The sequence below is a fragment of the Sediminibacillus massiliensis genome, from assembly GCF_900156915.1.
GTDB lineage: Bacteria > Bacillota > Bacilli > Bacillales > Amphibacillaceae > Sediminibacillus_A > Sediminibacillus_A massiliensis.
The window spans coordinates 1,496,138-1,518,338 of record NZ_LT732535.1; the positions used below are offsets into that span (position 1 = coordinate 1,496,138).

20 protein-coding genes and 1 pseudogene are annotated in these 22,201 nt (G+C 42.3%); 4 read left to right on the forward strand and 17 right to left on the reverse strand.

Translation table 11 applies throughout. The annotated features are described in order from the left end of the window. Nucleotides 1–105: 105 nt before the first annotated feature. Nucleotides 106–1,452, reverse strand: a complete 1,347-nt coding sequence (locus tag CZ434_RS08335) for a GntP family permease (protein WP_077622704.1) — start codon at nt 1,450–1,452, stop codon at nt 106–108. Between the two features lie 27 nt (nt 1,453–1,479). Continuing rightward, nucleotides 1,480–2,376: a phosphogluconate dehydrogenase (NAD(+)-dependent, decarboxylating) gene (gene gnd / locus CZ434_RS08340; RefSeq protein WP_077622705.1), complete on the reverse strand. Its 897-nt coding sequence runs from the start codon at nt 2,374–2,376 to the stop codon at nt 1,480–1,482. A gap of 175 nt (nt 2,377–2,551) precedes the next feature. Between gnd and CZ434_RS08345 the strand changes: the two genes are divergently transcribed. From CZ434_RS08345 to CZ434_RS08360, 4 genes are all read left to right on the forward strand, one after another. Further along, entirely contained in the window at nt 2,552–3,409 is an 858-nt protein-coding gene (locus CZ434_RS08345) for a MurR/RpiR family transcriptional regulator (RefSeq protein WP_077622706.1), read from the forward strand. 322 nt (nt 3,410–3,731) lie between these two features. Next, nucleotides 3,732–4,574, forward strand: coding sequence for a pyrroline-5-carboxylate reductase (proC, locus tag CZ434_RS08350; RefSeq protein WP_077622707.1), 843 nt, complete (start codon nt 3,732–3,734; stop codon nt 4,572–4,574). A 99-nt stretch (nt 4,575–4,673) separates the two neighbouring features. Further along, on the forward strand, nt 4,674–5,807 hold the full coding sequence (proB, locus tag CZ434_RS08355; RefSeq protein WP_077622708.1) for a glutamate 5-kinase: 1,134 nt from the start codon (nt 4,674–4,676) through the stop codon (nt 5,805–5,807). Nucleotides 5,808–5,828: 21 nt separating this feature from the next. After that, entirely contained in the window at nt 5,829–7,088 is a 1,260-nt protein-coding gene (locus CZ434_RS08360; protein WP_077622709.1) for a glutamate-5-semialdehyde dehydrogenase, read from the forward strand. A gap of 758 nt (nt 7,089–7,846) precedes the next feature. Here CZ434_RS08360 and CZ434_RS08370 read toward each other — a convergent pair. From CZ434_RS08370 to codB, 15 genes and pseudogenes are all read right to left on the reverse strand, one after another. Continuing rightward, nucleotides 7,847–8,116 (reverse strand): hypothetical protein, encoded by a 270-nt coding sequence (locus tag CZ434_RS08370; RefSeq protein ID WP_077622711.1) that lies wholly within the window; start codon nt 8,114–8,116, stop codon nt 7,847–7,849. 36 nt (nt 8,117–8,152) lie between these two features. After that, on the reverse strand, nt 8,153–8,293 hold the full coding sequence (locus CZ434_RS22070; RefSeq protein ID WP_179107213.1) for a hypothetical protein: 141 nt from the start codon (nt 8,291–8,293) through the stop codon (nt 8,153–8,155). Between the two features lie 41 nt (nt 8,294–8,334). Then, the gene (locus tag CZ434_RS08375; protein WP_077622712.1) at nt 8,335–8,946 is read right to left on the reverse strand and encodes a zinc dependent phospholipase C family protein; all 612 of its coding nucleotides are present in this window, start codon (nt 8,944–8,946) and stop codon (nt 8,335–8,337) included. Nucleotides 8,947–9,053: 107 nt separating this feature from the next. Beyond that, nucleotides 9,054–9,548, reverse strand: a pseudogene (locus CZ434_RS22775) (dihydrofolate reductase family protein). 117 nt (nt 9,549–9,665) lie between these two features. Next, on the reverse strand, nt 9,666–11,135 hold the full coding sequence (locus tag CZ434_RS08385) for a protein adenylyltransferase SelO (RefSeq protein ID WP_077622713.1): 1,470 nt from the start codon (nt 11,133–11,135) through the stop codon (nt 9,666–9,668). A gap of 150 nt (nt 11,136–11,285) precedes the next feature. Continuing rightward, the gene (locus tag CZ434_RS08390; protein ID WP_245830946.1) at nt 11,286–11,804 is read right to left on the reverse strand and encodes an RDD family protein; all 519 of its coding nucleotides are present in this window, start codon (nt 11,802–11,804) and stop codon (nt 11,286–11,288) included. A gap of 38 nt (nt 11,805–11,842) precedes the next feature. Next, nucleotides 11,843–12,235 (reverse strand): hypothetical protein, encoded by a 393-nt coding sequence (locus CZ434_RS08395; RefSeq protein ID WP_077622714.1) that lies wholly within the window; start codon nt 12,233–12,235, stop codon nt 11,843–11,845. Nucleotides 12,236–12,507: 272 nt separating this feature from the next. Further along, a complete protein-coding gene (locus tag CZ434_RS08400; protein WP_077625125.1) occupies nt 12,508–13,650 on the reverse strand; it encodes a M24 family metallopeptidase in 1,143 nt (380 codons plus the stop codon). 43 nt (nt 13,651–13,693) lie between these two features. Beyond that, nucleotides 13,694–14,662: a cyclodeaminase gene (locus CZ434_RS08405; protein WP_077622715.1), complete on the reverse strand. Its 969-nt coding sequence runs from the start codon at nt 14,660–14,662 to the stop codon at nt 13,694–13,696. Next, nucleotides 14,631–15,647 (reverse strand): hydroxyectoine utilization dehydratase EutB, encoded by a 1,017-nt coding sequence (gene eutB, locus CZ434_RS08410; protein ID WP_077622716.1) that lies wholly within the window; start codon nt 15,645–15,647, stop codon nt 14,631–14,633. The genes CZ434_RS08405 and eutB overlap by 32 nt, the downstream gene beginning before the upstream one ends. A 656-nt stretch (nt 15,648–16,303) precedes the next feature. Next, nucleotides 16,304–16,456 (reverse strand): hypothetical protein, encoded by a 153-nt coding sequence (locus CZ434_RS22075; RefSeq protein ID WP_179107214.1) that lies wholly within the window; start codon nt 16,454–16,456, stop codon nt 16,304–16,306. A 236-nt stretch (nt 16,457–16,692) separates the two neighbouring features. Further along, the gene (locus CZ434_RS08415; protein WP_077622717.1) at nt 16,693–18,825 is read right to left on the reverse strand and encodes a heavy metal translocating P-type ATPase; all 2,133 of its coding nucleotides are present in this window, start codon (nt 18,823–18,825) and stop codon (nt 16,693–16,695) included. Continuing rightward, nucleotides 18,815–19,204, reverse strand: a complete 390-nt coding sequence (locus CZ434_RS08420) for an ArsR/SmtB family transcription factor (RefSeq protein WP_077622718.1) — start codon at nt 19,202–19,204, stop codon at nt 18,815–18,817. The genes CZ434_RS08415 and CZ434_RS08420 overlap by 11 nt, the downstream gene beginning before the upstream one ends. Nucleotides 19,205–19,553: 349 nt before the next feature. Further along, nucleotides 19,554–20,822, reverse strand: coding sequence for a cytosine deaminase (locus tag CZ434_RS08425; protein WP_077622719.1), 1,269 nt, complete (start codon nt 20,820–20,822; stop codon nt 19,554–19,556). Between the two features lie 4 nt (nt 20,823–20,826). Further along, nucleotides 20,827–22,095, reverse strand: coding sequence for a cytosine permease (gene codB / locus CZ434_RS08430; protein WP_077622720.1), 1,269 nt, complete (start codon nt 22,093–22,095; stop codon nt 20,827–20,829). Between the last annotated feature and the right edge of the window lie 106 nt (nt 22,096–22,201).

Consider the following 22,201-nt stretch of genomic DNA (forward strand, 5'->3'; position numbering starts at 1 on the left):
GTAAATCCATGTTTCATTGTATCCTTTTTTACGATAATCTCAAAACTTCATGAAAAAGCGGAAGAAGCGCTTACGACACAAGCGCTTCCACCTCCACATATTCCCTTATGAGATAAACAATCCAAGTATCATGGCCGTCGCAAGTCCGACAAGGCCGATTAATGTTTCCATTACTGTCCAGGTTTTCAGCGTATCTTTTACGTTAATGCCGAAGTAACGGTTAACAAGCCAGAAACCGGAGTCATTAACATGGGATAAGACAGTTGCACCGGATGCAATGGAGATTACCAGCAAGCCCAAGACAGGACCTTGCAGATCCATGATGGAAATAACCGGAGAAATCAATCCTGCCGCTGTAACCATGGATACAGTCGCAGAACCCTGAGCCACCCTTACTACTGCCGCGATCAAGAATGCCAAAAGGATCGGAGGCAATGGCGAACCTGCCATCATTTCCCCAAGTACATCACCAACACCTGAATCAATCAAAACTTGTTTAAATACACCACCGGCACCGGTTACAAGGATGATAATACCAGCCGGTTCCAAGGATTTAGTTGCAATATCTTGCACTTCTTGTCTTGTGTAACCTCTTCTTGTTCCAAGGAAGATAAATGTCAGTACTGTTGCGAAAGTCAAAGCCACGAACGGATGTCCGACAAATGTTGTGAAAGCTCGGAAACCGTTTCCTTCTGGAAGCAGGACTGTTGAAAGCGTATTGACCAAAATCAATACCAACGGAACGAGAATGATAGAAGTAATCATGCCGAAACTTGGTAAATCTTTTTCGTATTCTTTGTTTTCTTCAAAGTTCATATACTCGGGAACTTCTGCATGAATTCTCTTAGCAATATATTTACCGAACATCGGACCGGCAATCAACATGGACGGAATACCTGCAATCACACCGAACAAGATTACCCAGCCAAGGTCTGCGCCGATCAAGTCTGCTACGGCAATCGGACCTGGTGTCGGCGGGATAAAGCTGTGAGTAACAGCCAAGCCTGCTAGCAACGGAATTCCGTAATAAAGAATCGATTTACCTGTTTTCTTCGCCAATCCATATACTAATGGTACTAAAATAATGAAACCTACATCGAAAAACACTGGAATAGCTACTAAAAACCCTGTAATACCAAGTGCCCACTGCGAGTTTTGCTCACCGAATTTTCCTAAAAGGGTCTGAGCCAAGCGTTCTGCGCCCCCGGAAACCTCTAACATCTTACCAAACATTGCCCCAAGACCTACGACAATTGCAACAAAACCAAGCGTGCCTCCCATTCCGCTTTCTACGGATGAAATGACTTCCCCGAATGGCATCCCTGCCGCTAGTCCAACTAGTAAACTTACAATCATCAATGACACAAACGCATGTAATTTTGTACGGATAACTAAGAATAATAATGTAAATATACCTGCAATCGCTACCAATATTAATACAGCTGATGACATGTTCATTCGCCTCCTATTGTCATGTTGTTATTGTTTCTCGACAGCATGTCCACCAAATTGATTTCGCAGTGCTGCTACGACTTTCCCACTGAAAGTATCTGTTTCTAAGGAACGATAGCGCATCATTAAAGACATCGCGATAACCGGAGCTGCTGCTTGTAAATCCAGCGCCGTTTCGACGGTCCACTTTCCTTCTCCTGAAGAATTCATGACACCGCGGATTTCATCCAAACGGGCGTCTTCTTTGAATGCATCTTCCATTAATTCCATCAACCACGATCTGACAACCGATCCGTTGTTCCATACTTTTGCTACTTTCTCATAATCGTAATCAAATTGACTTTTTTCCAGAATATCGAATCCTTCACCAATTGCCTGCATCATGCCGTATTCCACGCCATTATGCACCATTTTCAAGAAGTGACCGCTTCCAGATTCGCCAGTATAAAGGTAACCGTTTTCAACACATATATCAGAGAACAACTTTTCTACGTGGCTGAAAGCATCCTGATTTCCACCGATCATTGTGCATGCACCTTGGCGTGCTCCTTCCATACCACCGCTTGTCCCAACATCCAAATAGTGAATGCCTTTTTCGGCAAGTTGTTCACCACGTTGAACAGTATCTTTATAGTTGGAATTTCCACCATCTATTAAAATGTCACCCTTGTCCAAGTAACTGCTGATTTCTTCTGCCAGTTTAGTAGTAGGTTCTCCAGCAGGAACCATCATCCAGATAACCCGGGGTGTTTCCAATTTATTTACTAAATCCTCGATAGATTCAGCGGCTGTTGCTCCTTCTTGTGCTGCTTTTTGTATGGAATCTTTGGATACATCGTATGCTACGACTTCATGTCCGTGATCCATTAAGTTTAGTGCGAGATTGTATCCCATTTTTCCTAATCCAATCATTGCTAGTTTCATAACAACATCCTCCGAAAAAAATTATTTCATAGACACATTATAAAAAGAATATTATTTTATTGCAACCGTTTTCCAGAAAAAAATTCGATTTTTTGTAAACGTTTAAAAAAATATTTCTTTTTTACGTGTTTTCTACTATTATTAGGATAATAGATTTTTATAGGAGGAAGGAAAAATGCCGACAATGGAAAAACAGACCTGTATTATGCGTATTCGTTCCGATTACCCTACTTTCAGTGGTAAAGAAAAAAAGATCGCTGACTATATTTTGGAAAATCCACAAAAAATCGTGCATGGGACCATCAATCAAGTCGCCGACGAAATCGGGATAGCCGATTCGACTGTCTTCCGTTTCTGTAAGCGGATAGGCTTCAAAGGATACCAGGCAATGAAAATCGTCCTTGCTGCGGAAATCGTCGAACCCATGCAGGATATCCATGAGCGGATCATGGAAAATGATAACGAGATCACGGTAACAGAAAAAGTTTTTCATTCTAATATGAAAACGCTTGAAGACACACTTAAAGTCGTGAATGAAACTTCCATCAGACCTGCAGTCCAGGCAATCCTTCAGGCAAGAAAAATTGAATTTTTCGGAATTGGCGGTTCCAATATCATTGCACTTGATGCCTATCATAAGTTGATTCGCACAGGGCTTCCTGTTTTTGCCCAGACCGATTCCCACATGCAGCTGATGTCCGCTTCACAAATGACGGAACAAGACGTCGCAGTCCTTATTTCCCATACCGGGGCAACTAAGGATATTCTTAAAATTCTGGATGTGGCGAAAGAAAGCGGTGTCAAGACCATTGCGATTACCAACTATGCTAAATCGCGCCTGAGCGAAAATGTCGATATCCCCTTGTTTACCTTTTCAGAGGAAACGGACTTCCGCTCCGAAGCACTGGCATCGCGTATCGCACAGCTTACAGTTATTGACGCCATATATGTAAACGTTTTATTAGCTAGAAAAGAGGAGGGAAAAGATTCTTTGACAAGAATCAGAAAAGCAATCTCTTCAGAACGTATATAGGAAGAAATCCGGACATTACCCTCCAAAACGTCAATACAATCAGGACATAACAATGGGATACCGCCTGTGCGGTATCCTTTTTTAATAATAGAAGCTTCCTATTTCCCCAAACCTTATTTTTCAGCTTCCATATGTCCGGATTGTAGCGGATGAGAGCATTTGTCGTCCGCTTTGAAGAATATATCTCGACATGTTATCGTTTTCACCGACTATCTCGTCCATATACACCCGACTTGTTGTAAAACCCTTGAAGAATAATTCGTACGTGTTAAGCTAATGAACGGTTAAACAAAACAAACGTAATTATAGGAGCGTATTACATTTGATTAAACAACGAATTGCATTTTTAGGCGCAGGAAATATGGCAGAAGCAATTATTTCAGGATTTGTAAATTCAGATAAACTGAATGCTGATCAAATCACCGTCACAAATCGAAGCAATCAAAATCGTTTAAATGAATTGAAAGAAAAATATGGTATTAACGCTGTAAGCAAAGATCAGTTGAATTATAAAGAAATCGATGTGTTCATTTTGGCCATGAAACCGAAAGACATTGATGAAGTTATGGAAGACTTGAAAGAAAGAATCACTGCAGATCAATTACTCATTTCTGTATTAGCCGGAATCTCCACTTCTTATATGGAAGAGAACCTAAACGAAGGGCAGCAAGTAATTCGGGTTATGCCGAACACTTCCAGTATGATTCAGGAGTCAGCTACGGCTGTTTCCCCTGGCAGACATGTTGCCATGGATCAAGTATTAATGACGAAAGAATTGATGAAATGTATCGGCGAAGCATATATCATCGATGAAGACAAAATGGATATCTATACAGGTATAGCCGGAAGCGGGCCAGCCTATTTCTACAACCTGATGGAACATATTGAAGAAGTAGCACATCAGGCAGGGCTTGATCGCGAACTGGCAAGGGAAATCGGTGCACAAACCTTATATGGCGCCGCCAAAATGATTCTTGACCAAAATGAAACCCCAGCACAATTGAGGGAGAACATCACCTCTCCTAACGGAACGACTGCTGCTGGCCTTAAAGCATTAAACGAATACGGGGGCGGCCAGGCAATTATGGAAGCTGTAAAAAGTGCTGCTGCCCGTTCAAAAGAATTAAGTAAGCAACCGGAGAAAAAACTTGCCCTGCAAAAGTAATCGACGCATACTCGATAAAATGAGCAGTAAGTATCTCCCGGAAATTCACCAATTTATCAATAAAACAATCCAGATGGAAAATAAACTAGGAGTGATCGCGTGACACCCAGTACAGACCAACAACGAATAGTCATTAAAATCGGAAGCAGTTCCTTAACAAGTATGAACGGAGAAGTAAGCCGCAGGAAACTGGAAAAATTAGTCGAAGAAGTCGTCCGGCTGAAAGAAGACGGCCACGAAGTTCTGCTAGTCTCTTCCGGTGCTGTGGCGGCCGGTTATCGCAAACTCGGCTGCCTTACACGGCCCGAGGAACTCCACGAAAAACAAGCGGCAGCCTCCATTGGTCAGGGACTGCTTATCGAAACATATTCTGACTTATTTATTTCGCATGGTTATGTGGCTTCCCAAATATTGATTACCCGTAACGACTTTTCCGACGAGAACCGTTACGACAATGCCAGAAACACGATCAATGTATTGTTGGAACGTGGAATCGTACCGATAGTCAACGAGAACGACACTATCACCATGGACTTCTTGAAGTTCGGCGATAACGATACACTGTCTGCAAAAGTGGCAGGGCTTGTCGATGCCGATCAATTGATTATCCTGTCAGATATTGATGGACTGTATGATAGCGATCCTCGTAAAAATGAACATGCTGAACTATTAAAAAATGTATATGAAATCACTCCGGAAATTGAAGCTGCTGCAGGTGATCCGGGAAGTGCAGTCGGAACTGGCGGAATGAAATCAAAAATCGACGCGGTCAAAATCGCTATGGCATCAGGAATCTCTTCTTTCCTAGGTAAAGCAAGTACAATAAACATCGTATATGATGCTGTTTATCAAAACGCCGTCGGAACTTATTTCGAGCCACAAGAACACACACAGAACCTTGATCAGAAGAAACAATGGATCGCTTTCAACTCCGGTCCGGAAGGTGAATTAACCGTCGAGCATGATGCAAAGGAAGCAATCATCGAGGAGCATCTCAGCCTGGCGCCTACAGGCGTTCATAGTGTCAACGGCCGATTTAAAAAAGGAGCCGTTGTTAAGATTTTGGATGTCACCGGGGAGGAAATCGGCCTTGGTGTGGTGAATTATTCCTCTAAGGCACTCGACAGATTCATCAACAATCAGGAAATCGAACAAATGGACTTTGAGAAGGCAGCAATTGAGAGTGAACTTCTTGTCTGCCACTTAGATACTGCCGTACTTGCAAGTGTTTAAAACCAAAACAGGAGGAAAACAATGACTGTCATTAAAGAATGGAATGTAGAGGAACAAGCAATCCAAGCTAAAAAAGCGGCCAAAACATTGTCTCTTTTAACGACTGAAGAAAAAAATGAAGCATTGATCACTTTAGCAGATGTTCTTGATGCTGAATACGAGACAATTCTCGAAGCAAATAAGAAGGATTTGGAAAACGGCCGTGAAAAAGGCTTCGATGCAGCTTTCATGGACCGGCTGAGCCTTTCCAAAGAACGTGTGCAGGACTTTGCCCAAGGCCTTCGAGATGTTGCGGAATTGGAAGATCCTACCGGAATCGTGAAATCGGACTGGACACTCGACAACGAACTAAACGTCCAACAGGTGACCGTTCCACTTGGTGTTATTGGCATGATTTATGAGGCACGCCCGAATGTAACTGTCGATGCGACAGGCTTGGCATTGAAATCGGGAAACGCGATTGTTTTAAAAGGTGGATCATCAGCCATCCACTCCAACAAGCAAATCGTCGAAGTAATGCACCGTGGTTTGGAGAAAACGAAAATTCCAAAAGAAGCAGTTCAGTTCATTGACAGTACAGACCGAGAAGCTACCCAACAGTTATTCACGATGAAAGAGCATATCGATGTGTTGATTCCTCGTGGAGGCGGCAAGTTAATTCAAGCGGTTGTCAACAACGCAACAGTACCAGTTTTGGAGACAGGAGTCGGGAACTGCCATATCTATATCGATGCAGAAGCGGATGTGGAAAAAGCTTTGGCAATTCTGGTCAATGCCAAAACAGATCGTCCGGCAGTTTGCAACGCGGTGGAAACGGCTATCATCCATAAAGACTGGCTGGAAGCGAATAAAGACGCTTTGATAAAGACTTTAAATGATAACAACATCGCTGTTCACGGTGATGAAACAGCTGTACGTGTTATCCCGGGTTCTGTTCCTGCAGGAGAAGATGACTGGGCCAATGAATATTTGAGTACAGACATCGCGGTAAAAACGGTAGATGATGTCGCCCAGGCCATTCAGCACATCGAAGATTACGGTACAAAGCATTCTGAAGCAATCGTGACCGAAAACAAGAATACTGCTGACCTGTTCATGAACTTGGTTGATGCAGCAGCAATCTATCATAATGCTTCAACCCGTTTCACCGATGGCGGCGCGCTTGGTTTCGGTGCAGAAATTGGGATTTCCACCCAGAAACTACATGCACGCGGACCAATGGGGCTACCTGCATTAACAACCATCAAATACAAAATGAGCGGCAACGGACAAATTAGATAACTAAAGAAAAGAGGTGCAAATTGAATTTTGCACCCTTCTTTTATAAACAGAACCTCTTAATTAATTGCCCAGTAACTTCCCCACCAATCTAGAACCTTTCCACCAAAACAGTAAGCTTCATAATAGAGAGAAACTGCGACATAGTGACAATTTTATTTCTAGTTGTTCTGATGATCGTTGAGTGCATGGACTCGCTGTGGCAGAACACTTCGCTTTTAGATTTTTTCTGAATACTGGCTAGAGAATATCCCATGTTAAACAAATCTAGGACCATTTCCCACTTGATTAGATGTTCTATCCAAAGCGAAGGAAAAATGCAGACTCCTTGAAATGTAAAGGTCAATTTTCTGCGGTGTAAATGAATGGATGTCTTTTCAAAATTCTGAGGTACCAGAACCAGGAGTGCTGTAACCGCAAGAGTCAACTTGTTCTGCCTCTCGTTACGTAAGGTTTTTCTCCATTCTTGTTAAGGAGACAATGATAGATACATTTCCGGATCACTGCTCATCTAATCAGAAAACTATACCGAGCTGCGGAAAAATGCGAGACTCCAGTGGGAAAGGAACAGTCTGAAGACCCCGCAGGGTGCTTTTCCCGAGGAGGCTGAAGCGTTCCCCGCGGAAAGCGAGTATTTTTCCGCAGCGCTGGACTACCACTCAATCAGAAAAGGATGGAAGGAAGTCCCGTTAAGTGAAGTTAGTTATGTCGCATTTTATATATTTTGTATATTAACGGGTGTTTTTTGTGAGCGGGTATTGTTAACCCGACTGTCCCATTCCCGAAACTGCTAATACTGTCAGAAACCAAAGAAGGATGACAGTTGCAATGATCAGGGTTGCCAGTGCTAATGCTTTTTGTCTTCCTGACATAACATATTGAATCCCCGCACCAATTATCCCAAGCAACGACAGTACCGGAATGGCATAAAGAATGGCCTCGACCCTCCAACCCCACATGTACATAAGAAACAAGACGCCCGCCGTAAAACTTATAAAAAGTAAAAGAAACTTCATCAAAAAACGAATCATTCCCTTTTCCCTCCCCAGTAATTCAGTTTAGCTCTACTATTCCCTATCAAAATGTTTCTCGAGCTGATAGGCAATGAATACGAGGGCAGCTGCACCTACGCCAATCATGACACCGTCTGTCATGGCTCCGACAAGTCCTCCTATTAATACAAACGTCGTTATCTTTAATTTCATCATTTCTCTTCATCCTTTGTTTCATGGTATGTATAATAAGTTCGCTATCGATTCCGCAGGAGTTCCATATGATAAATCCCTTTATCAACCGACGTTTCAATATAACCAACTATTTGCTTGAAAGTAAACACTTCTAGAGACTGTTTCAGACTCTCTTCATCATACTCCAAATCCCCTAATACTTCTGGTAGGAGTTTTTCCACGTCAGCCTTTTTAACCTCGTCTAAACCCATAATTTCTACGCTTTTCTTCAGTTCTGCTTTTAATTGATTTTTATTACCGTAATATTCCAACAGCTTACCGTTTAGCAAGCGGAAATCGTTATGATAACAATGAAAAAGTGTCTTATCCATCTCTAATTGCTTTTTCAGCCAGGGTTTATAGAAACCCTTCAGCCATAATTCATCCGCTATCAGGTGTGTATAATAACCCAATATGAAAGGTGATTGGCATTTGTGTTTGTACTTGTTAATAAAGTTATCAAAACTAATATCCAAAGAGTAGTCCTCAGCCCTTCCAGTATAAAAGTGTGACAACTCTTTAGGCGAAACGGCATCAGGTGCTACTCCCCCGATTAAAAAAGACGTCTGTTCTTGAATAGAAAAATGTTCTGCAATCCGAGCAGCTATGATTGCATGCATGATTCTTGATCCCACCTTCTACATCTCCTTCCTGCTTCCAGCTTAACATTTATTCCCTTCTGCTTGGGAAGGCAAAGAAAAAACGTTCCTCCAATCTGGAGAAACGCCTGTGCTTACTGTTACTATTTTATTTTATATCGTAATTCCACAAATTGATTAAATTTCTGAGTTCCAGTCAATGTGCATTCTACTTGATCATCCAACTGCTTAAATAACGGGATTCCTCTGCCTAGTATAACAGGGGAAACTGTCAATATCAGCTCATCTATCAGTTTTTCTTTTAGAAATGATTGAACCAATTTCCCACCACCGACAAGCCATATATTTTTGCCAGGTTTTTGTTACAGTTGATTAGTGAAATTAGTTAGATTGGGATTTATAAAACAGACGTCTTCTGACTTCCCCTCTGTAGATGTTGTTATGATATAGCAATCCTTCCCTTTATAAGGAAATTCACCTGTTTCATGCCTGATAATCCAGTCATAAGTTCTCTTGCCCATGATTATTGTGTCTACCGTATCATAGAATGCAGAGTATCCGTTATCTCCTTCCCCTTCTACTTTGAATAACCAATCCAAAGAATCATTTTCATCAGCTATGTAACCGTCCAGACTCATAGCAGTGAATAAAACTACATTTCGACTAGCTTGTACCTCTCTCACTGAAAGAAATCCCCCCTCTTATCTAGTTATGAAGCAAGGCCCTTACTTGATGGCAAGAGCCTTTTATTCAGATCAGGTACCGCAATAGGTACGATAAGGAAGGTTTGACGGAGCAGGCGGTTTTGCATACTCTTCTTGTTCTTCCGTGTATGCAAAAGGATTGGACAATATATCGAGAAATTTGTGCATGACCGTGTAATCCCCATGGTCAACAGCGGCTTCCAGAGCTTCTTCCACTCGATGATTACGGGGAATCACGGCAGGATTGTTCTTTTTCATCAACTCTGCCGCCGACGATTTGGACTCTTTCTGCCTGCTTAATCTCTCCTGCCACTTAGCCTTCCATTCTTTAAACTCTTGCGTAGCAAACATTCCATCTTCCACGGAGTTGTCCAGAGTCAGAGCTCGAAAGGTGTTGGTAAAATCTGCTGCATGTTTTTTCATCAAAGCCAACAGTTCTTCCACTAATGAAATATCCTCTTTCTCTTTATCAAATATGCCTAGCTTTGCACACATGCCATTCAGCCAGTTATCATGATACAACTTAGGAAACTCGGCAAGCGCCTCCTGGGCGATTTGGACTGCTTCCTCCTGGTCATCATGGAAAAGCGGCAATAAAGCTTCTGCAAACCGGGCCAGATTCCATCCATCGATATCCGGCTGATTCCCATAAGCATAACGCCCCTGCCTGTCTATTGAACTGAAAACAGTTGCTGGGTCGTAAGTGTCCATAAAAGCACACGGCCCATAATCGATTGTTTCCCCGCTCACTGTTATATTATCTGTGTTCATCACTCCATGAATAAACCCGACCAGCTGCCATTTGGCCATCAGATCTGCCTGGCGTTTGATTACTTGCCGGTACATGGCCAAATATGGTTGCGCATCCTCTTGGACTTCTGGAAAATGACGGTTGACTGCATAATCTGCAAGTGTCTTTAAATCCTCTGTAGTTCCCCATCTTGCTGCATACTGGAAAGTACCGACTCGTAAATGGCTTGCAGCGACACGTGTTAAAATCGCACCTGGCAAATTTGTTTCCCGGACAATCGATTCCCCGGTTGTCACTACTGCCAGACTTCTCGTTGTTGGAACGCCAAGTGCATACATTGCCTCGCTGATTATATATTCCCGGAGCATAGGTCCAAGTGCTGCACGCCCATCACCACCACGGGAATAAGGCGTTCTACCAGAACCTTTTAGCTGGATATCAAATCTCTCCCCCTGGGGAGTGATTTGCTCACCAATCAGTACTGCCCTTCCGTCGCCAAGCATTGTGAAATGACCGAACTGATGTCCTGCATATGCCTGTGCAAGGGGGGAAGCACCACCAGGAAGTTTGTTCCCTGCAAACATAGCAACCCCATCTTCGCTTTGCAGTTCTTCCTGAATCAATCCCAAGTTTTCAGCCAATGAGCTATTAAGAATGCTAAGCTGCGGTGACTCGACAGGACTTGGATTAACATTTGAATAAAACAGGTCTGGGAGACGGCTGTAACTGTTATCGAAGTTCCATCCGGTTAAGTTTGTTTTTTTATTCATTTTATCTCCTTTGCTTTTACGGTATTATGCTGGTTTTACTATAATTAGTGTCTGCTTGTGTCATCTAAATATCCCTAGGAAGAAAAGCAGACTAAATATTTACAAATTAAAGACTACTCTTCTCCTATGGTAACATAAGTCGCAGAAAAGCTATGGAATCTTGACTACCCGGGTATTAACAGCCAAGTCATATAAGGATTGTTTTTCTTTTGTCCATACAGCGGTCAATATGTAAGTGAATATCATTGCATATACAAGTGCACCCATACTGTATAAATTGCCTGCCATTTCTCCCTCACCAATATTTATCACTCTATAAACAAGAAAATGGGAAAGTTCCCATGGAAAGAACTTTAACAGAGTTCTAATTGCAGCATGGAGAATCGAGGGAGGCTCTCCATTTTCATCAACCACCTGTATACTCGTTTTCTTTTTACCGATAGACTGCCTGCCGATTTTGGAATCACCGATGATAAAATAAAGCGAGACAGGGAGAGTCACCATAATAAAACCAGCAAGTTGAGCTTGGATTAGTGATTCTTGATAAAATCTCTGTAATGAAGGAAATAAAAATACAGTTAGGACAAAAATCAATGTTAAATAAACCAGAATAAAAATGTAATCAATCATAAATGCCTTAAAGCGCAGCATCAAACCGGCGGCGTTCACCACATTTCCTCCCTTCAATTGATGATAAAAGGACTGAATTACTTATCAGGGAATGGCTTTCTTTCAATTATTCCGATAAAGTTTTTACGATAACAAAACAATAGATACACAAGTGCCAAAAGAAGTATTACTGCCAGCGGAAGCAGGCTGTGGTCGAGGAAGATATGAAGAAATAAGATGTTGATGACTATTGGTGATAAGATGGAAATCACTAATGGGACAAACTGGTTCATGATTAGGAACATACCACATAAAATTTCTAGCGTTTTTTCCATTATTAACAAATATTTAAATTCAAATAAGGCCATTGCTTCAGGACTAGTTTGAATGAATGGCTCTAAATTAAAAATTACAAGATAACCATTTATACCAGCAACCAAAAATACAATTCCTAAAAACAGCCTGCATACGATCGCAAAGATTTTACCCAAAAATAAAATACCTCCTTCATTCAACTATTTCAAAGCAATTACTACCGAGCATGATACATAACCATTGGTTTTACATATGACACAGATTGAATGGATATCTTAACATTAACATAAGACGGTGAATCATTATTGTGAGATTACAAAATAAAACTCAAATCGGCACGGACTTGAGTTTTACAGATAAATTCAGCTTTTTTGTACAACTTAGGCCACTGCGCCTATAAATGCTCATTAGCGCCACCAAAAATACACTAGAACATTCTCGGTCCCTCTTATTTAGTAATCAGTTTTCTTGGAAAGTTGGTCAGGACTTCACAACCTGTCTTAGTTATCCGGAACGTTTCACTAATTTCCACTCCATAGTCGTCAAACCAGATTCCCGGGATGATATGAAAGGTCATATTTGGCTTAAGGATTGTCTTATCCCCATTTCTTAAACTGGCAGTATGCTCACCCCAATCAGGTGGATAACTAAGCCCGACCGAATAACCGATCCTTGAATCCTTGTAAAATCCGTTTCTGGCAATTGAGTCGCGCCAAACTGATTCAACTTCTTCACATGTCTGGCCGGGTTGTATGGCATTTAAAGTCTCATTCAAACCTTCCAAAACTACCTCCGACAGATCCCTCACTTCATCAGAAGGCGTTCCCAGTACAAGAGTCCTTGCCAGTGGAGCATGGTAGCGTTCATAGCAGCCGGCTATTTCGATGATCACTGTGTCGTCTTTTTCATATCGGCGGTCTGACCAGGTGATGTGCGGGGAAGAGGTACGGGTGCCTGAAGGAAGGAGTGGTACGATTGCAGGATAATCGCCCCCGTAAGTGGATGTGCCGCTGATTTGTGCATGGTATATTTCTGCTACGGCATCATTCTCCCTGGTGCCGACCTCAATAGAATCGATAGCCGTTTGCATCGTTTTGGCGGCAATGACTGCTGCCTTTTTAATATATTGAATTTCCGTTTCCGATTTCACCATTCTCAAGTAATTAACCATCAAAGTGGAATCGATAAATTTCGCATCCGGCAGTCCTTTCTCCAGTTCTTTCAAAGCCTTGGCGGTGAAATAGTAATTCTCCATTTCCACTCCAATACGCGCTTTTTCTTTTCCAGCCTTTTTTAATGCCCTTGCAATTGCCTCCATTGGATGCTTCACAGGTGATTGGATAAAGTCATCCGTATAAAAAAGGATATGTTTATTCTGAAGCCAAGTGGTTTCTTTCGCAGAGTTTGCATCTTGTTTACGTCCTATCCATCTTGGTTCTTCCTCATCGATCAATATCATTACCATCTGATGCACATAAAAAGACCAGGCATTGTAACCGGTAAGGTAATTCATATTGGACGGATTCGTAATCAGTAAGACATCTATCCCTGTAATTGCCATTTGTTCTTTGGTCCTTCTCACCCTGTTCATATACTCTGTTTTGGAAAACAATGCTTCCCCCTCCCCTCCCACCTCACTTAAACCTGGTGCCGACTTTCCGTTTTACCAGTGTTTCAAAAGCAAAATCTGCCACCATTGTGTCCTGGATGCCTGTACCGGTCAAATCACAGATCGTTATTTCCTCCTCTCTCTTCCTGCCTTTCTCCCATCCGGAGGTCAATGCCCCTAATTCTGTGATTTCGGACTCCCTGATGACATCCCGGGCATGATGAAGCTCTCCAAGACGTAAGCACTGCGTTTTGCTATCACATACAATCGTATCGACTTTTGGAAAAGCGGCAGGCTCCACTTCATTCTTATGTTCCGCATCAGATCCCATTGCTGTTATATGGAGGCCAGGGTGCAGCCAGTCAGCCTGAATAACTGGAGACTCAGCCGGAGTCGTGGTAATAACCAGGTCACTGTTACGGACAACTTCTTCGGCATCACACCCAACGATTTCTCCCTCGAACAATTCCCCCATTTCATTGATATACTGCTCTACTTTGTCTGCACTTCTTCCATAAACGAGCAATCGGTCAAATGAACGAACAAGCTTAAGAGATTCAATTTGGTATCTTGCCTGGCTTCCTGTCCCAATAACACCGACTGTCTTTATAGTGTTTTTAGCAAGATATTTTGCAGCAACAGCTCCTGCTGCAGCGGTGCGAAGATGTGTCAAATATCCATTATCTAGCAAGGCTGCTTGTGGAATGCCTGTTTCCGAACTGAATAAAATCATTAAACCATTGCCGCTCGGTAATCCCAATCTGTCATTTAGAAAAAAACCAGTGGACATTTTAACAGCAAATTTATCCATCCCCTTTACATAGGCGGATTTCACGTCTATTTCCCCATGGTTTTCCGGAAAGTCTATTCGCATAATCGGCGGCATTGTCACCTGATTGAAATGAAGACGGGAAAAGCCATCTTCTATTGAGGATAATAACCGATTACTTTGCTTTACGTATTCACGAATCTCTGTTTCTGTAAATACAATCATGTCGATCCTCCTCTCTTAATGCTTTAAAAAACTGGACCCAATCCAGATTGTTACCACTCACGATCACTGCTATATGGCCAGCTTTTGGTTGAAAATCCCTTTCTAACAAGGCTGCAACACCTGCAGCTCCTGCCCCTTCTGCGATGATCCGCTCCTTTTCCATTAAAAAAGCCATCCCCTTGGCAATAGCCTTCTCGGATAACAGAATCAAGTCGTCCATATAGGAAGCCACCATTGAAAGGGTATGGCAATTATCAAGACCGATTCCTCCCAAAAGACTATCCGCCAGGGTTTCTTTTTCTGGCACTTCGACAGGCTTCCCAGCCGATAAACTTTCGCTCATGGCAGAGGCACCCTCAACTGAGACTCCTGTAATTTTAACGGATGGCTTTAGTTGCTTTACCGTATAACCGATGCCAGACAGTAGTCCCCCGCCAGATAACGGAATAATTACTTCGTTTAATTCCGGGAGATCCTCCAATAACTCCAGAGCAATCGTACCCTGTCCTGCAATGATATGTTTGTCATCAAATGGAGGGATGAGCTCCAAACCTTCTTGTTCCTGAAGTTTCAAGCACCTTTCAGCCGCCTCATCCTGTGATTCTCCGCTTACCACGATTTCAGCTCCATAACGCTTAAGAGCTGACAATTTATTGGAGGGAACGCGATTGGAGACACAAATTACCGACCTCATTCCTAATTGCTTAGCAACATAAGATACAGCCAATCCATGATTCCCTGTGGAAAAAGTGGTTACTCCTTTCGCTTTTTTCTGTGCCGCCAGTTTGCGTATTTTGTTTGCTGCTCCCCTGATTTTGAAGGAACCTACTTGATTGATCGTTTCCAGTTTTAAATAAGTGTGGATTTTCGTTACTTCAGAAAGTGCTTCTGCACGGACGAGCGGAGTCCTTTGAACCAGTGTCTCTATCTCTAACCTCGCCTGTTGGACCTCTTGCAATGTCACCTTGTTTTCTCGTTGGTTCATGACTTCCCCCCTTCCCCTACATTTATATAGCTTTAACTGGGCATGTATGATAGGGAATTGACCCGGGGCTTGGAGAAATATTAGCATGTAAAAGAAAAATTAGGCTGCTTTTAAATAAAATCGCCGGCTCTAAAATAACCCCCCTCTGAAATACTCTGTTTTTCACAATATAGATAAACTGCGACATAACTTTTTTGTGACTTCCTTCCATTCTTTTCGGATTGAGTGGGTAGTCCAGCGCTGCGGAAAAATACTCGCTTTGGATAGAAAATCTAATCAAGTGGGAAATGGTCCTAGATTTGTTTAACATGGGATATTCCCTAGCCAGTATTCAGAAAAAATCTAAAAGCGAAGGCAGAACACGCAGACTCCTGTGGGAAAAGCGCGAGTCCGAAGACCCCACAAGAAGCGTTCTTTGCTGATGAGGAGGCTGAGGCCGTGCCCGCGGAAAGCGAAGTGTTCTGCCGCAGCGAGTCCATGCACTCAACGATCATCAGAACAATTAGAAATAGAATTGTCACTATGTCGCAGTTTGCCTCAACTAAGAATTTCAAGAATTAATAATTCTCCATAAAAAAAACGCCTTTTGAGTTTTTTCTCAAAAAGCGTTATATCAGCTGTAATTCCAATACAGGAATGTAACAGATTTAATTGTTTTATTGTTCGTTGACAGCCAAAACAGTCGGTACCGGCTCAGAATGAATTTCCCCTTTTCTTCTGTTTCTGCGTGTTCTGATCTTTTCTACTGCAGACAAAGTTAGAAATACTAGTAGGACAGTCAAAGATAACAAGTAAAGAGACATCACCATCGTTGTTATCCCCTTTCTACAAAAAATTCTTCATTTTTTAATGAATTCCACTATATAATACCAAATATTCCTATAATGTAAATATAAAAATACAATTTCTTATAAATTCTTTTATATTCTTACATATTTCTTCTTATGCTCTTGAATTGTCAGTTAATTCTTCTGCTTGTTTCTGACTGGAAAACATAAATAAAACAGGGCCCTGTTTATTGTTGATACAAGACCCTGTTATATATTTATTTATCTTTAATTTTCAATAAACGCAATCCATTTGCGGTGACAAGCAGTGTTGCACCCATATCAGCTAATATGGCAATCCAAAGCGTAAGCCAGCCTGGAACAACCAATAATAAAGCAACTAGTTTAATTCCGAGGGAGAAACCGATGTTTTGTTTAATAATAAACAATGCTTTACGGCTCAGCTTTATCGCGAATGGTAGTTTGGTTAAGTCATCCCCCATCAACGCTACATCCGCTGTCTCCAAGGCTGTATCGGTACCTGCTCCACCCATCGCTATACCGACTGTAGAAGCTGCAAGAGCAGGTGCATCGTTGACACCATCTCCAACCATTGCTACCTTGCCGTATTCTTTTGAGAGTTGTTTGATTACGTCCAGTTTTTCTTCTGGCAAAAGTTCTGACTGGATATCCTTCACGCCGACATTGGAACCAATGGCATCTGCTGCAATTCGATTGTCGCCAGTGAGCATCGTGGTTTGCTCAATCCCGATTCTATGAAGCATCCGGACAACTTCACGGCTTGATTCTCTGACTTGATCAGCAACCGCCAATAAGCCAATAAGGCGACTTTCTGTACCAAGGAGCATGACCGTTTTTCCTTCTTTTTGAAACGTTTCGATTTCTTTTTTCATATGAGCTGACAGCCCATTTTGCAATAACTCCTCAAATAAACCAGGACTTCCCATGAAATAATCAGTACCGTTTATTTTCCCTTGTACACCTTTTCCAGTAAGCGAAGAAAAGTTTTCTACGGGAATATCTTTAAAGGATATCTCCTTTTCCTCTGCTTTGCGAATAATTGCAGCAGCCAGCGGATGTTGAGAACGAGATTCCAGTGCTGCCATAATGGAAAGCCACTCTTTTTCTGTACCTTCGAATAACCTAATATCGACAACTGCCGGTTCTCCTTTGGTTAATGTACCTGTTTTGTCAAAGGCGACAGCCTTTATTGCGCCTAGTTCCTCTAAATAGACGCCGCCCTTAACAAGTACTCCATGCTTGGCAGCGTTGCCTATGGCTGTAACGATCGATACAGGGGTAGAGATGACGAGAGCACAAGGACAGCCGACCACAAGAACTGCCAACCCTTGATAAATCCATGTTACCCATTCCGCCTGCCAGAACAAAGGTGGCAGCACAGCAACAAGGATGGCTACCAAAATGACTGCCGGAGTATAATACGTGGCAAACCGGTCGACAAATGCCTGGGATGGCGCCCGTTCCCCTTGGGCTTCCTCAACCAGGTGGATGATTTTGGCAATCGTCGTGTCTTCCACATGTTTGGTGACTTCAACTTCCATGAAACCTTCTTCATTCAATGTTCCGGCAAATACTTCTGTATCAATCACTTTTTCGACAGGGACCGACTCCCCGGTGATAGCGGCTTGATTCACAGAAGAATGTCCAGACCGGACGATTCCATCCATCGCGATTTTCTCGCCTGGTTTTACAATCATTATGTCTCCGAGTTCAATTTCCTGAACATCGACTGAGATTTGTTTGCCATTTTTTCTGATGGTTGCCTGGTTTGGGGCAATGTCCATCAATGTTCGGATCGATTGTCTAGCTTTATCCATTGAATACCTTTCCAATGTTTCACTGATAGCAAACAGAATGACAACGACAGCCCCTTCTGCCCACTCTCCTATAATTGCTGCACCGATAACGGCGATGGTCATTAATGTCTTCATATCAAATCTCAATTTAGACAAATTAATGAAGCCGGTTTTAAAAAGCGAACTTCCGCCTGTTATAATCGAGGCTCCGAATGCCAGTTTCACACTGATATGATCTCCATGGAAAAACATGGCAAATACAATACCAAGCAAAAATAAGCACCCTGACACAATAATAGAAAAATGCCGTTTCCATGCTGGAATTATTTCTTCTGTGAAATCGTTCCTGTTCTCTTTTTCTGGAATAATTTTCAAATTTTCAAAGGAGCCTGCTTTCTCCAATTCTTTTACTTCCGCCTCCCCGAAAACAGTGATTTTACTTGCCCCAAAATTTACTTTTGCATCTGAAACACCATCCAGGTGTTTAACGTTTTTTTCAAACGTTGCAGCACAGCCAGCTCAGGAAAAACCCTCGACCCGGTAAATCTCTTTTTTATCTTCCTTATCGTTCATTTCCACTCACCTCCTTCTCGTGAAGGACAGCCGTTTCAATCAGACTGCGGACATGTTCGTCCTCCAGAGAATAAAAGACAAGTTTACCTTCTTTACGACTTTTCGCAATACCCAATGAACGAAGGTGCCTTAAATGGTGTGAAGCGGTGGCTGTCGAGACACCGAGAACATTCGCTACATCGCACACACACAATTCCGGTTCCTGCATTAGTGCATAAGTAATACTCATTCTTGTGTCATCAGATAGTGCTTTAAACATCTTTGCTATTGGAGAAAGTTCAATCCCTTCAAGAACTTTGGAAATTCGATCCACTTTTTCTTCGTCATAGCAGAATACTTCACATTTATCTTTATTCAATCTTGCCTGTTTAGCTGCCATCTAATCTACTCACCTACATTCAAATAACTATTTGAATATAGTGTATGTATTAATGCATGGAAATGTCAATATTCAAATGGACATTTGAATATTGATTTACGGAAGTAAAGCGGAGTTCCATACTTAAATTGTTGATAGTTTGAAAACATAGTGGGAATCATCCTGACCATTTCCAAAATTTCTTTAGAGAGTTATAAAGCATCTATGTTTGTTTGACTTTAAATAGAAACAGGTAATTCTCCACAAAATGGAAAAACGATAGAGTAAAAAAAACCGTGATTTCTAGAATGAAATCTACGGTTCTTTTAACTGATTCTGTTGAAAACTTTCTCTTCATCAACAGAAATGGTTAACGTTTAAATATTACTTGTTCAACAGATTCCCCGAATGAAAGGCTTGTTTCCCCAGGCTTTGTCTCGGCAATAATGCTTCCGTTCCGGATGGAATAACGGACATCTGCCTGTCTGCGGACCGCCTCATATTCATCTTCGGCTCCCAACACAATCATGTTGGCAGGTTTTCCTTCCTCTATTCCGTAAGAGTCTTCAATACTTAAAGTCCTCGCACTGTTGGTGGTAATCAAGTCGATCGAATCCTTAATCTGGTTATAGCCCATCAACTGGGTGACATGGATACCCATATGCAGCACCTGCAGCATATTTCCAGTACCGAGTGGGTACCACGGGTCAAAAATATCATCATGGCCAAAGCAGACATTAATGCCCGAATCAAGCATCTCTTTGACACGGGTGATTCCACGCCTTTTTGGATATGTGTCAAAACGTCCCTGTAAGTGAATGTTGACCAGCGGATTGGCAACGAAGTTTATACCGGACAATTTTAACAACCGGAACAGCTTGGAAGTATAAGCATCGTTATAGGAGTGCATCGCTGTAGTGTGGCTGGCAGTAACGCGACTGCCCAATCCAAGCCGATGTGCTTCGGCGGCCACTACCTCTACAAACCGTGATTGTTCGTCATCAATCTCGTCACAATGAATATCAATCAAGCGGTCATATTTACCGGCAAGCTCGAACACGATTTTCATTGATTCCACACCATATTCGCGGGTGAATTCGTAATGCGGTATTCCCCCGACTACATCCGCTCCCAATTTCAAAGCTTCTTCCAACAATTCTTTTCCGTTCGGAAATGAAACGATGCCTTCTTGCGGGAAAGCAACAAGTTGTAAATCCACGTAGTCTGCCATTTCCTGTTTCACTTCAAGTAATGCCTTCAAAGCTGTCAATTCAGGATCAGTTACATCGACATGTGTACGGACATGCTGGATACCTTGGGCAATTTGCCATTTCAGTGCCTTCACTGCCCGGTTTTTCACGTCTTGCTTTGTAAGTGCTTTTTTCCGTTCAGACCATGTTTCAATCCCTTCGAACAGTGTGCCGCTTTCATTCCACTTTGGTTCACCCGCCGTCAAAGTTGTATCAAGGTGGATATGCGGTTCTATAAATGGCGGAAGAACGAGGCTGCCATTTGCGTCGATTACGTCATGATTGGCATGATTTGTCTCTTCCTGTGTAATTGATTGGATAATACCTTGTTCGATTACTATTTGCCAAAGGCCTTCTCTTCCTCTGAGCACTGCATTTGTGATAATCAATCTGTTAAGCCCCTTTTTCCACTGCCATCGAAGCAGCCGATTTTTTTATTTTTTCCACTCCAATTGAAATACCTGCATAAACGATAATCGAACCAATAATGGCATTAAGAGGAGGTATTCCCGGAACAAACTGTGCAAAAGCAAATCCAGCGGCCCATGCTACAAGCGCCGGCCAGTTAACAGTCTTAAAGGACATTTCCTCAAATCGGCGATATTTACCGCGGTTCAAAATGAAATAGTCGGCAAGCAAAATCGCCCCAATCGGAGGCAAAGCACCGCCTAGCAAAGTTAGCCATCCGACAAAATTGTTATAAAGCCACATTGCAAAAATCGTCCCAATAATTCCGTTGAAGATGACCACTTTGTTTTTGGTTATTTTGGTGATATTTGAAAAGCCTAAACCGGAAGCATACAAGGCATTATCATTGGTTGTCCAAATATTCAACCCAAGTACAAGAATTGCCGGTATTATCAAACCTTGAATGAACATCACTTCTGAAATATCGGATTGCCCTGTAACGACAGCTCCGACACCTCCAAAAATAAACATCAACGAATTGCCGATAAAGAAAGCGGCAATTGTGGTGACGACTGCAGATCTTTTCGTCTTAGCAAACCTGGCCACATCGGGAGTCAACGTTCCACCACTTGCAAAAGATCCTACACAGATGGTAAGTGCTGCGGCGATTCCGATGGATTCAGCCGGCTGATAGGCCATCAATTCTGTCATTCCTCCGATGGAATCGACCGCTTTGAAAACGGATAAGCTTCCCAAAACAGCTATAGCGGGAACTGCCACAAAGCTAAGGATTGCCAGTGCTTTCATACCAAAGAAAGCAGAAGCTGTCATCAGAAGACCAGAAATAATTACTAGAAAAGTCATGTCGATACCAGTAACCTTCTGAACAGGCACAGCGAACATGGCAATGCCGACACCGAACCAGCCCACCTGGGTGGCTCCTAACAGAAAAGAAGCTAGATAAGATCCCTTTTCACCAAATGCATAACGAGCAAGCAGATGGGTTGATAAGCCAGTTTTAGCCGCAATATGCGCAAGTGCTCCTGTGTAAAGCCCAAGAATCAAGTTACCTGCCAATACTGTCCAAATAAACTGCTCCAAAGTTAAGCCCAGGCCAAGTGTCCCGCCCGACAGCATGCTTGCGGAGAAAAATGTAAAGCCCAACATGACGAAGAGCATTTTCCAAAAGCCGTTCCTTCCCCTTTGCGGCACAGTTTGCAACGCGTAATCATGGTCGATATGTTGATGTTTCATAACCAATTCCCCCTATATAATAGTAGAACTGGTACCAAATAAGCGAAAGAATCAGAGCGCAAAAAAAAGCTTCCTGCCATTTCTGACAAGAAGCTTTTCATATTTG